The organism is Paraburkholderia sp. TE9906 (assembly GCF_056279605.1).
The window spans coordinates 634,718-646,592 of sequence record NZ_JBWCCT010000001.1; the positions used below are offsets into that span (position 1 = coordinate 634,718).

An 11,875-nucleotide genomic window follows, 5' to 3' on the forward strand; every position below is an offset into this window, starting at 1 on the left:
ACACCCATGAGCCAACAGACTCAACGGCCCAGGAACTCGACAACCATGCTGTTGAACTTGTCCGCATGCTCCCACTGCGCCCAATGACCGCAGCGGCTAAAGATATGCATGTCCGCATTCTGCATCCCGGCGACGAGGCGCAGACCCACGTCCATCGGCACGAAACGATCGTCACGCCCCCAGACCACCAGCGTTTGCGCGCACACTTCGCCGAGACGCGGACCGAAGTCGTTGAACTGCTTCGGATTCGCCGCGAGGCTCGCGACGAAATTCTCCAGGTGGTCGCGGCGCGCGAGAATGTTGTCGAGCCGCGCCTTCATCAGATCTTCGGTCAGCGCTTTCGCGTCGAACACGAAGATGTTCATCATGCGCTGCAGGTTCCCGATCGTCGGCTCCTTGTACACCCCTTGCAGCAGCTTGATGCCTTCGGTCGGCATCGGTACGAACTGACTCGGGCCGCCCGTGCCGCCGCCCATCAACACGAGCTTGCCGACGCGCTTCGGTTCGGCCAGCGCGAACGCCACCGCGCTATGCCCGCCCATCGAGTTGCCGATGATATGCACGCGCTCGATATCGAGCGCGTCGAGCAGGCTCTTCAAGGAGCGCGCGTTGAGTTCCGAGCGTGAGCCCTTGCATACGATCGGATCGCTCTTGCCCCAGCCGAGGCAATCCATCAGGATGACCCGGTAGCCCGCGGCGACGAGCGGCTCGACGTTGCGATTGAAGTTCGCCCAACCGGTCGCGCCCGGCCCCGAGCCGTGCAGCATCACCACGGTTTCCGCGCCCTGCCCCACGTCGTTGTAGTGGAGTTGCATGTCGCGCCCGTCTTCCGTGATGCGAACGAAACGGCTGGTCGATGCTTCGGTGAATGCCGGTGCTTGTGAGCTCATGTTGAATCCCTTTCTTTCACGAGTTGGGTAAGCGGACCGCCTTCGATGACGCGTCCGCACGGTTTTTCTTGCCGCGCATCTATTGCACGGATTGCACGGCGCTCGCGCTATAACGAGACGCGGACTTGCTGACCACGAGCCATGCCGCGACTGCCGCGACGGCGATCAACGGAATGCTCGCGCCCAACAGCACGGAAGCGCCTTGACCAATGGCAAGCAACTGCCCGGCGATCAACGGTCCGAGAATCGAGCCCATGCGACCCACCGCCACGGCGGCGCCCACGCCGGTGCCGCGAACTTCGGTCGGATAAAGACTGCTGGCGAGCGCATACAACACCGATTGCCCGCCGACGAGAAACAGCCCCGCCAGCAAACCGCCCCACGCCATCGAGGTGCCGCCGTTCGCGCTCAGCAACGCCGCCAGCGCGACGACGATGCCCAGATACATGCCGCCGACCGTGCGGCGGCGGCCGATGCGGTCCATCAGGCTCGCGATCACGATCGCGCCGATCCCGCCGCCGACGTTGAACATCATCTGCACGACGCCCGACTGCACGCGCGTGAGACCGCGACTCAACACCAGCGAAGGCAGCCAGTTGATGAGGAAGTACAGCACGATCAACGTGCCCAGATAGCTGACCCACAAGGCGATGGTCGTACCGGCGCGGCCCTCCTGCCACAGTGTGCGCGCGACGCCGCCCGACGCCTCGCGCGAAACATTGCTCGGTGAACTGACCGCTACGAACTCCGCCGACTCGCGCAGGAACAGCGCCAGCAGCGGCAGAACCAGAAGCGGCCCGATACCGCCGACATAAAAAATATGCCGCCACCCTTCATCGCCTGGACTGACGATGCCAATCACCGCCGCGAGCGCCGCACCGAACGGCATGCCGCAATACATTGCTCCCACCGCCGTGTTGCGCTGATGAGGCCGCGCGGCTTCCGAACACAGCGCGATCAGATTCGGCATCGCGGCGCCGAGACCGAGCCCGGTGAGAAAGCGCGCCGCCAGCAAACTGTTGAGGTCCCACACCTGAGTGGTCGCGATCGAGAAAATACCGAACAGCGCCACCGAAATCATCAGCACGCGCTTGCGGCCCAGCTTGTCGGCGAGACGCCCGCCGAGCGCCGCGCCTGGCAAAAGCCCCAGCGCGCCGATGCTGAACGCCCAGCCCATCTGCGCGACGGCCAGATGAAATTCACGCGCCATGCGCGGCGCGGCGACGCCGGTCGATTGCAGATCCAGCCCCTCCAGCAACGCGACGATGAGACATAGCCCGATGGTCAGGGCACCACTTTCCGACGCTTTCGTTGATTGCCGCATACAAGTCTCCAATATTGAATCGGCGTCGCTCTAACGGCGATATGGCCGGGGTATCGACAATGCACGGACAGCGCGCGACGCCGCCGTGCAACGTCAGGTCATGAAGCAACAGCGTCCTTCTCATGCGCGCGTGCGAGATCCAGCGCGACGTCGACGATCATGTCCTCCTGGCCGCCGACCATCCCGCGCCGGCCCAGCTCGACCAGGATGTCGACCGTCTTGAGCCCATACTTTTTCGCGGCGACTTCCGCGTGCCGCAGGAAGCTCGAATACACGCCCGCATAGCCGAGCGCGAGCGTCTCGCGATCGACGCGCACGGGCCGGTCCTGCAACGGCCGCACGATGTCGTCGGCGGCGTCCATCAGCGTGTACAGATCGGTGCCGTGATTCCAGCCGGCGCGCTCCGCCGCGGCGATGAACACTTCGAGCGGCGCATTGCCCGCGCCCGCGCCCATGCCGGCGAGTGAAGCGTCAATGCGGTCGCAGCCCTCTTCCACCGCGACCATCGAATTCGCCACACCCAACGACAGGTTGTGATGCGCGTGCATGCCTGTGTGCGTTTCAGGTTTGAGCACGGCTTTCAAGGCGCGAAAACGTGCACGCACGTCGTTCATCGTCAATGCGCCGCCCGAGTCCACCACGTAGATGCAGGTCGCGCCGTAGCTTTCCATCTTCTTCGCTTCGCTAGCGAGGTTGTTCGGCGTGGTCATGTGGCTCATCATCAGGAAGCCGACCGTATCCATGCCGAGTTCGCGCGCATATTCGATGTGCTGCTTCGAAATGTCCGCTTCGGTGCAATGCGTCGCGACTCGCACGATGCGCGCGCCCGCCTGGTACGCCGCCTTCAGATCGTGAATCGTGCCGATGCCGGGCAGCAGCAGCGTCGCGATCTGCGCGTGCTCGAGCACGTCGGCCGCCGCCTCGATCCATTCGAGGTCGCTATGCGCGCCGAAGCCGTAGTTGAAGCTCGACCCTTGCAGCCCGTCGCCGTGCGCGACTTCGATGCTGTCGACCTTGGCCATGTCCAGCGCGCGGGCGATGTCCTGCACATTGCGGATCGAGTACTGATGGCGGATCGCGTGGCTGCCGTCGCGCAGCGTCACATCGGAGATATACAGTTTCTTGTCCATGCGAAAGTCTCCTTATGCCTGCACGAGCGATTGCGCCATACGTTCCGCCGTGGCGAGCGCGGCGGAAGTCATGATGTCGAGATTGCCCGCGTATGCAGGCAGGTAATGCGCGGCGCCTTCCACCTCGATGAACACCGAGGTCTTCAGGCCGCTGAACTTGCCGAGGCCCGGAATGTTCAACGGGGCAACGGTGCGGATCTCGTCGAACTGCACTTTCTGCTTGAGGCGGTAGCCCGGCACGTACGCATGCACGGCGGCGGCCATCGCTTCGATCGATGCCTCCACCTTCGCGCGATCGGCGAGTTCGGACAGCACGTAGACGGTGTCGCGCATCATTACCGGCGGCTCGGCCGGGTTAAGCACGATGATCGCCTTGCCCTTCGCCGCGCCGCCCACCACTTCAATTGCCTTCGAGGTGGTTTCGGTGAACTCGTCGATGTTCGCGCGCGTGCCTGGACCCGCCGATTTGCTGCTGATCGCCGCAACGATTTCCGCGTAGTGCACCTTCGCCACGCGCGACACGGCCGCGACCATCGGAATCGTCGCCTGTCCGCCGCACGTGACCATGTTCACGTTGAGCGCGTCGAGCTGTGCGTCGAGATTCACGACCGGCACGCAGTACGGGCCGATCGCCGCCGGCGTGAGGTCGATCAGGCGGATGCCCGGCTTGAGCGCGCGCAGGAACGCGTCGTTCTTCACGTGCGCGCCCGCCGACGTCGCGTCGAACACGAAGTCGATGTCGTCGAACACCGGCAGACGCGTCAGTCCTTCGACGCCCTCGTGCGTGGTCGCGACACCGAGCCGAGCGGCGCGCGCAAGGCCGTCGGAGGCTGCGTCGATGCCGACCATCGCCGCCACTTCGAGATGCTTGCCGTGACGCAGGATCTTGATCATCAGATCGGTGCCGATGTTGCCCGAGCCGATGATCGCGGCCTTGAGTTTTTCGCTTGCCATGTCAGTCCTCAATCGAGTGCTTGCTTATGCGGAGAAAGTCGCGCGGACGCCGCCGAGACCGTCGATCTGCGCGCTGAAGGTGCCCGGTCGCGTCACCGCGACCATCGGACCGAGTGCGCCGGTCATCAGGACATCGCCGGCACGCAGCGGCGTGCCCAGTTGAACCAGGCGGTCCGCGAGCCAGACGGCGGCGTTCAGCGGATTGCCGAGGCACGCCGAGCCGTTGCCGCGCGACAGCACTTCGGCATCGTTCGTTAGCGTCATGGCGCAGGCCGCGAGGTCCACGTCGCGCAGCAACACCGGGCGGCTGCCGAGCACGAAGCGCGCGCTCGACGCGTTGTCCGCCACCGTGTCGACGAAGCGGATGTTCCAGCCCTCGATGCGGCTATCCACCACTTCGATCGCCGCGACCGCGTAGGCCGTCGCGCGGATCAGATCGGCATAGGTGTGGCGCTCGTGCGTGAGGTCGTGGTCGAGCACCAGCGCGGTCTCCGCTTCGACCTTCGGCTGGATCAACTCGCCGAGCGGAATCGGCTGGTTGTCGCCGAAAGCCATCGAGGCGAACAGCGCGCCGAAATCCGGCTGATCGACGCCGAGCTGGCGCTGCACCGCAGGCGAGGTCAGCCCGATCTTGCGGCCGACGACGCGCTCGCCCGCGGCCACGCGCGCCGCCACGTTGACCTGCTGCACGGCGTAGGCGAGTTGCGCGGCATCGGCGGCATCGTTCAGATCGGCGAAGCGCGCGTCGTCGCGCAACGGTGCGATGGCCTGGCGCGTGCGCTCGGATTCGCGCAGCCGCAGGGCCAGCGCTTCGGCATGGCTGGAATGGTTCATAGCGATTTCCTCGTTCGGTTAGGCGTTGGCGGCAACAGGACGCGCGTGCATCGCGCCGAAGCCTGCAATCCACTCGGGGATCGGCCGGTAGTAGTCGAGCGTCGCGCGATATGACCCGCCCGCGTTCAGCGCGCCGAACGCAGCGACCCACGTGCGGATCTCGTGAGCGGATTTGCCGGCGGCCCGTGTGATCGCTGGGTCGGTCAGGCCGTCGAGCGCCTTCAGATCACCGTCTTCGAGCAGCTTCAGGAACGACCGGTCCCACTCGGGATTAAGCGGATGCAAGCGGCTGTCGCCTGCCGTGAAGGCACGCGCCGCCGCGACCGTGCGCGCCTGGCGCGCCGCCCGCGACTCGGCCGAAGGATTGCGGCCCGCGATCAGCCGTTGCGCGACTTCATCGCTGGCGCCGGCCAGTTCGGGCACCGGCGGCTCATGTGAGATGCCGCCCGACCCGATCAGCAGCACGCGTTTGTCCATGCGTGCGAGCGCGCGGCCGAACGCATCGCCAAGCAGGCGCGCACGGCGGCACGAGGCCATCGGCGGCGCCACCGAGTTGATGAACACAGGGACGACCGGATAGCGATCGAGGCTGCCGGTGAGCAGTTCCAGCGCTTGTGCGCAGCCGTGATCGACCTGCATGCGGTACGACACTGCCAAGTCGATGTCGCTATCGAGCACGGCTTCGGCGAGTTCGAGCGCGATCCCGCCGGGCACGTCGAGCGGCCCGGCAAGACTTTTGAAGTCGCCGACCGCAGTGGCCGCCGCACCGATGCAGAACGGCGGCATCAGGTCATAGAAGAAACCGTTGTAGTGATCCGGCGCGAACACCACCACCAGTTCAGGATCGAACGCGGCGACACGCGCGCGCGCCGCCGCGTGAACCTGCTCGACTTGCCCGACGACTTCCGCCGGCGGGTCGTAGTAGCCGGCGAGCGGCGTGTGCGACAGGCACTCCAATAACATCGGCATATCAGGCTCCGGTTGCAACAGCGGCGACTGCAGCGGCGTGCGCGACGTTGCCGCGCGCCATGACCGGTTCGCCGGCGACCGCAGCGCCGCCGACATCGGCGCTGCGCGGCGCGGCCGCATTGAGATTGAGCTTCGCGGCAAGCTCGACGATGTACGACGAGACCTGCTGCGGCGTACACATGCCTGCGACGAAACGGTCCGGGCGCAGCAACACGACGGACTCCGGCACACGCGAGAACCAGTCTTTCAGCCGGCCATTCACGTCGCCGATCGCGATCACGTCGGCGGGCACGTCGTCCTGAAACGCGAGTTGTGTATCGGGCTTCGCGACCACGAAACAGCCGCCCAGGCGCCGCCAGATTTCGCGTGCCGCAGGCGACAGGCCGAAGGTCGGATCGGCGCCCCAGCCGAGGATCGCGAAGCGGTTGCCGAGCGCATCGTCCAGCCGCACGACATCGCCCGCCACCGTGCGCACGCGCGGCTGAATGAACATGCGGCCCACCGGCGAATGACAGTGCGGATCGCGGCCATACACGAGGCGACCGAGGCGCGACTCGCGCTTCTCGCTCATCAGCCCGAGCAAACGTCCCGGCGCCGAATGGCCTGAGCGCTCCAGCACGCGAGCGAGCCAGCCATGCTTGCGTTCGCTGCGTGCGAGCAGCACCACGCCCGTTTCATAGCGCGGCATCGGCTTGAAACGCATTTCGACGAAATAGCGTTTGACCGCGGGAAACAGGTTGAACGTGCGCACGAACGCGTCGCGGAACCTGATGCCGAAGCGGCTCGTCGGCGCGAAGATGTCGCCGGCCACTTCCGAGAGATGGATCATCGAGCGGGCATGCGCGCGGCGCTCGGCGGTGTAGGTATCGAGCAGCGCGTCGCCGGCGAGACCCTTGACCACCATCGCGAGTTTCCAGCCAAGGTTGCTCGCGTCGCGAATGCCGCTGTTGTAGCCCTGGCCTTGCCACACCGGCATGATGTGCGCGGCGTCGCCCGCCAATAACACGCGTTCGACGCGGAAACGGCTGGCAAGCCGCGCATTGTGCGTATAGACGCGCTTGCGGATGTAGTCGACCTTCTCCGGATCGGCGACGACCTTGCGGATCAACGCCGCCATGTTCTCCGGCTTCGACAGTTCTTCTTCCGTCTCGCCCGGCATCACCATGAATTCGAAGCGGCGGATGCCGTGCGGCAGCGCAGCCGACACATAGGGCCGCTGCGGATCGCAATGCATGTAGACATGCGGCGAGCCGATCGGATCATTACGCACATCGACGACGATCCATTGATTCGGCTTGGTCCTTCCTTCGAACGGCACGTCGAGCGCGCGCCGCACGAAGCTGTTGCCGCCATCGGCGCCGACCATGTACGACGCGCGAATCGTGCGGCGCCCGCCTCTCGCGTCTTCCGTCTCGATCGTGACGCCGCTCGGGTCCTGCGTGAATGCGCCGACGCTGTTGCCGAACAGCACCTCGACATGCGCAAAGCGGCGCAAGCCTTCGAACAGCACACGGTCCGCGAGCGGTTGGATGAAAGCGTTGCGGCGCGACCAGCCGAATTCGTCGGTGCGCGGTTCGATCGACGCGAAGCAATGGCCGGTGCGCGTGACGAAACGCATCCAGTGATCGGGCGTGGTGTGGGGCAACAACGCGTCGGTGAGGCCGACAGATTGGAATACGCGCAGCGCTTCGTCGTCCAGACCGATGGCGCGCGGATAATCGATGATCTGTTCGAGCTTTTCCAGCAGCACGACGCGCACGCCCTGCAAGCCGAGATAGTTGGCGATCATCAGACCAACCGGGCCGGCGCCGATAATCGCCACGTCGGCGTGCAGGGTCTCGGTGTGACCGTGGGCGGCCACCGGATCAAAAGGTGGGGGCATGCTGTCTCCTTTCTCGCGCGCGGCGCAAACCGCCTTCGCTTCAGATAACGAACCGGGTCGAAATGATCAGGAGCGCGGCGAGCGGGTAACGCCTTCGGCCGCAGCGAAAAACTCGCGCACGGACAACTGCTTGCGTCTCCATGAATCGATTTGATTTGTTCGCAGTCTAGGACCGCCCACCTGCTCGTTCAACAAATTGTGCAAATTGTGCATAGAATGCACATAGTTGAATTCATTGAGGTTTTGCGTGACCAAATACACCAGTGTGAGAGGTCTCTCGCGTGGGCTGCAGGTCTTGCAGGCGCTCAATTCGCTGGACAGCGGCCGCGCCACGAGCCAGCAGATCAGCGAGCTGACCGGCCTGCATCGCACCACCGCACGGCGGCTGCTGGAAACGCTGATGGAAGAAGGCTTCGTGCGACGCAGCGCGTCGGACGACAGTTTCCGGTTGACGTTGAAAGTGCGCGCATTGAGCGAGGGTTTTACGGACGACGAACGAATCGCGACGATCGCGCCGCCGATCATGGGACGGCTGCTCCAGCGCGTCGCATGGCCCTCGGATCTGACGACGCCCGACGGCGACGCGATGATCATCCGCGAGACGACCCACCGGTTCAGCACGCTGTCGTTTCACCGCGCGATGGTCGGCCGCCGTCTGCCCATTCTGTTGACGGCAGCAGGGCGCGCGTACTTTGCGATGTGTCCCGACGGCGAGCGCGAGGACATTCTCGACTTGCTGCGCTCAGGCGCGGGCGGCGAAGAGCAAAAAGCGCTGGCGTCCAACGACGCGCTCATTCGCAGTCTCGTGCGGCGTGTGCGCGCGGACGGGTTTGGCTCCAATCACGGCGACTGGTCCGCGCAAAGCAAGATCGGCGCAGTGGCCGTCGCGATCGTGTCGGAGCAGCGCGTGCTGGCGAGTCTGAACGTGGTGTTTCTTTCGCGCGCCGTCACGCTCGCGGAAGCGAAGCGACGGTTCGTGCCTGAGCTTCAAACGGCTGCGCGTGAAATGATCGAAGGGTTGGAAGCGCAGGTGTCCGCGGGTGGCAAAGCCAGGCCGCGCGGGGGACGTGAGCGGCGTTCGTGAGAGGTGATGAGCGAGTTGCGCAGTGGTGGAACGGTGGCGCGGCTGGTAGCTGACGGTTCGGCCAGCAAATGAACTGGCGCGAAGCACGACCTGGTGCTCGCCGGTATAGCGGGCAACAGCGCGACATTTCGCTCGCGCACCGCGCCTCGATCCCGCCGACGTTCGATAGCCGCGTGCCTATCGACGGCGCGCACGGCCGCTGCAATACGCCGAACCCGCCGCGCTGCGATTGCCCCCGTCGATGCAAGCGGCGCAATGCTTCTTGGCGTCGCGCACGAGGCAATGCACCTGCGACTGCGAAACGTCGAGCGCGCGCGCCGTGCTTTGCAGCGTTTCTTCACGTACCCGCACCATTTCGAATGCGGCGCGACTGCGCGGCGGCAATTGTTCGAGCGCGTGATACACGTGACGCAGCGTGTCGCGCACGAGCAGCGCCGCTTCGGGCGAAGGCGCCGGCGACGGCACGAGCAGCGCGTCGTCCGCATCGTCGTGATAGGTGTCTTCCACGCTCTGGCGGCGAGTGACGTCGATCGACGCGTTGCGCACCATGCGCGTGACGTAGGCCACCGGTTGACGCACGGCGTTCTGATCCCGGAAGTCGACGAGCTTGATGAAGACGTCGTGCACCACGTCCTCTGCAAGGCTGGCGCAACCCACGATGCCATGCGCCAGCTCGACGAGCATCGGCCGGTTCGCGACCAGCACGTCGAGCAGCGTGCCCTTCTCCCAATCGATAGCGCGCTCAAGGCCGCGCGAGCGTCGCACGACGGGCGCACAGGCGGCGACGGCATTGAGCACCGGCATCGGCATTGGCATTGGCATTGGCATCGGCATTGCTGTTGAAGGCGCCTGCCGGACGAGCACCTCGGACATGATTCGCTCCGTTTTCGCAAAGGTCAGCCCAACAATTTAACGTAAACGCGAATCATTCTCAACAAACGCGAGATTAACCTTACTCGTCGGACGGGTTGACCAGAGGATTCATCGCCGATGCGGGGTACCCGCCCATGCTTGGGCGTGCCACTCCGGATCGAAGCGTCATCACGTGGGAACGTCAATCCTTGACTGAATCGCACCTCACACGCCGCCCGCGTTATGCAGCGTGAAGGCATGCGGGCAAAGCGGTCCTAATCTGGTACAACTGATGTCCGTGTCGATGCTCGCCGCGGCCCGCGCAAGATTTTCGCCGCGATCGTCACGCCGGGCCTCCTCCGCAAAAGGCCGGCGTTCCCGAGCGACGACAGCGAATGATGAGATCCCGATTCCGAATGCGCAAACGTTGACATACCCGTCTTGATGGAGTGATCGATGGCTGATGTTTACCTGCAGGTGATCGCGCATTACTTTGCCAAACCCGGCAACGGCGACGCGCTGGTGAAGCCCCTCACGGAGCTTGCCGCGGCAACCCGAGCCGAGCCCGCCAACCTGTACTACGAATTCTTCCGCTCGCCGCTCGATCCCGACCACTTCGTGATCATGGAGCAGTACAGCCACGCCGATGGTCTCGCCGTGCACCGTGAGACCGAGCACTTTCAGCGCATCGGCGTCGGCATCATCATTCCGCTGCTCGAGCGGCGCGAAGTGTCGAGCCATCTGGTATCCGGAGATACAGCATGATGAGCGCATTCAAATTCCAAACGGTGCCGACGCTGGTCGTGGAGTTCGGCGCCGCGCGTCGCCTCGGCGCGCTGCTGCGCGTGCAATTTCCGGCGCTCACGCGCTTGTGTGTCGTCACCGATGGTTTTCTGCATACGAGCGGCCTGCTGAATCCCGCGCTCGCCGATCTCGCCTCGCACGGCTGGAACGCGACCGTGATCGACGACGTGATCGCCGATCCGCCCGAACATATCGTGCTCGAAGCGACGTCGCGCGCGCGGCAAGCCGGCGCGGAAATCGTGCTGGGGCTCGGCGGCGGATCGTCGATGGACGTCGCGAAGCTGATCGCGGTGCTCGCGCCGCAGCAGGAGCAGGCGCTCGGCGAGATGTATGGCGTGAACAAGGTGAGCGTCGCGCGCTTGCCGCTCGTGCAGATGCCGACCACTGCCGGCACCGGTTCCGAAGTGACGGCCGTGTCGATCGTGACGGTGGGGGAAGCGAAGAAAATGGGCGTGGTCGCGCCACAACTGATCGCCGACCTCGCGATCCTCGATGCGGAGCTCACGCTCGGCCTGCCCGTGGCCGCGACCGCGGCAACCGGCATCGACGCGATGGTTCATGCGATCGAGGCGTACACGTCCGCGCATCTGAAGAATCCCGTTTCCGACATGCTCGCGGTGAAGGCCCTCGAACTGCTGTCGCGCAGCCTCCTGCCCGCCTGCGAAAACGGCCAGAACCGCGAGGCTCGCGAAGCGATGCTGCTCGGCGCGACCTTCGCGGGGCAGGCGTTCGCCAATGCGCCGGTGGCGGCGGTGCATGCGCTCGCGTATCCGATCGGCGGCATTTATCACGTGCCGCATGGCCTTTCGAATGCGCTCGTGCTGCCGCACGTGTTGCGCTTCAACGCCGGGGCGGCGGCTCATCTGTACGCGGAACTCGCGGATGTGATCGTGCCGGAGGCGACCGGCAGCGACGCGAGCAAGACTCAGGCGCTGATCGAACGGCTCGAGCAGATGATCGCCGCAACCGCGATTCCGGCGCGGCTGCGCGATGTCGGCATTGCACGCGACGGGCTCGAACGGATGGCAAGCGATGCGATGTTGCAGACGCGGTTGCTGGTGAACAATCCGCGGCCGGTTAGCGAGAGCGATGCGTTGGGGATTTATGTCGCGGCGTTTTAAGGGTGGCACCAGGGGGTGAAGCCGAGCTGTC

Annotated in this window: 11 protein-coding genes; 3 read left to right on the forward strand and 8 right to left on the reverse strand. The window is 65.0% G+C overall.

Going from position 1 to position 11,875, the window contains the following annotated elements; genetic code table 11:
- Window positions 1-20 precede the first annotated feature (20 nt).
- From ACZ9H4_RS02805 to ACZ9H4_RS02835, 7 genes are all read right to left on the reverse strand, one after another.
- The gene (locus tag ACZ9H4_RS02805) at window positions 21-890 is read right to left on the reverse strand and encodes an alpha/beta fold hydrolase (RefSeq protein WP_408327173.1); all 870 of its coding nucleotides are present in this window, start codon (window positions 888-890) and stop codon (window positions 21-23) included.
- Between the two features lie 79 nt (window positions 891-969).
- Window positions 970-2,214 (reverse strand): 3-(3-hydroxy-phenyl)propionate transporter MhpT, encoded by a 1,245-nt coding sequence (gene mhpT, locus ACZ9H4_RS02810; protein ID WP_476118174.1) that lies wholly within the window; start codon window positions 2,212-2,214, stop codon window positions 970-972.
- Window positions 2,215-2,312: 98 nt separating this feature from the next.
- Window positions 2,313-3,344: a 4-hydroxy-2-oxovalerate aldolase gene (gene dmpG, locus ACZ9H4_RS02815; protein ID WP_476118175.1), complete on the reverse strand. Its 1,032-nt coding sequence runs from the start codon at window positions 3,342-3,344 to the stop codon at window positions 2,313-2,315.
- A 12-nt stretch (window positions 3,345-3,356) separates the two neighbouring features.
- On the reverse strand, window positions 3,357-4,298 hold the full coding sequence (locus tag ACZ9H4_RS02820; protein WP_476118176.1) for an acetaldehyde dehydrogenase (acetylating): 942 nt from the start codon (window positions 4,296-4,298) through the stop codon (window positions 3,357-3,359).
- Window positions 4,299-4,322: 24 nt separating this feature from the next.
- Window positions 4,323-5,132, reverse strand: a complete 810-nt coding sequence (locus ACZ9H4_RS02825; RefSeq protein ID WP_476118177.1) for a fumarylacetoacetate hydrolase family protein — start codon at window positions 5,130-5,132, stop codon at window positions 4,323-4,325.
- 18 nt (window positions 5,133-5,150) lie between these two features.
- Window positions 5,151-6,101 carry a 3-carboxyethylcatechol 2,3-dioxygenase gene (locus ACZ9H4_RS02830; protein ID WP_476118178.1) on the reverse strand — a complete coding sequence of 317 codons (951 nt, stop codon included), beginning with the start codon at window positions 6,099-6,101 and terminating at the stop codon, window positions 5,151-5,153.
- A 1-nt stretch (window position 6,102) separates the two neighbouring features.
- Window positions 6,103-7,983, reverse strand: a complete 1,881-nt coding sequence (locus tag ACZ9H4_RS02835; RefSeq protein WP_476118179.1) for a bifunctional 3-(3-hydroxy-phenyl)propionate/3-hydroxycinnamic acid hydroxylase — start codon at window positions 7,981-7,983, stop codon at window positions 6,103-6,105.
- A gap of 247 nt (window positions 7,984-8,230) precedes the next feature.
- Here ACZ9H4_RS02835 and ACZ9H4_RS02840 point away from each other — a divergent pair, with 247 nt between their 5' ends.
- Entirely contained in the window at window positions 8,231-9,067 is an 837-nt protein-coding gene (locus ACZ9H4_RS02840; protein WP_408151783.1) for a DNA-binding transcriptional regulator, read from the forward strand.
- Window positions 9,068-9,244: 177 nt separating this feature from the next.
- On the opposite strand, the gene ACZ9H4_RS02845 is transcribed toward ACZ9H4_RS02840, so the two are convergent.
- Window positions 9,245-9,940 (reverse strand): RNA polymerase factor sigma-70, encoded by a 696-nt coding sequence (locus ACZ9H4_RS02845; RefSeq protein WP_476118180.1) that lies wholly within the window; start codon window positions 9,938-9,940, stop codon window positions 9,245-9,247.
- 435 nt (window positions 9,941-10,375) lie between these two features.
- On the opposite strand from ACZ9H4_RS02845, the gene ACZ9H4_RS02850 reads away from it, so the two are divergent.
- Both ACZ9H4_RS02850 and ACZ9H4_RS02855 read left to right on the forward strand, forming a co-directional pair.
- The gene (locus ACZ9H4_RS02850; protein ID WP_408147508.1) at window positions 10,376-10,684 is read left to right on the forward strand and encodes a putative quinol monooxygenase; all 309 of its coding nucleotides are present in this window, start codon (window positions 10,376-10,378) and stop codon (window positions 10,682-10,684) included.
- On the forward strand, window positions 10,684-11,844 hold the full coding sequence (locus ACZ9H4_RS02855) for an iron-containing alcohol dehydrogenase (protein WP_476118275.1): 1,161 nt from the start codon (window positions 10,684-10,686) through the stop codon (window positions 11,842-11,844). The genes ACZ9H4_RS02850 and ACZ9H4_RS02855 overlap by 1 nt, the downstream gene beginning before the upstream one ends.
- Window positions 11,845-11,875: the final 31 nt, after the last annotated feature.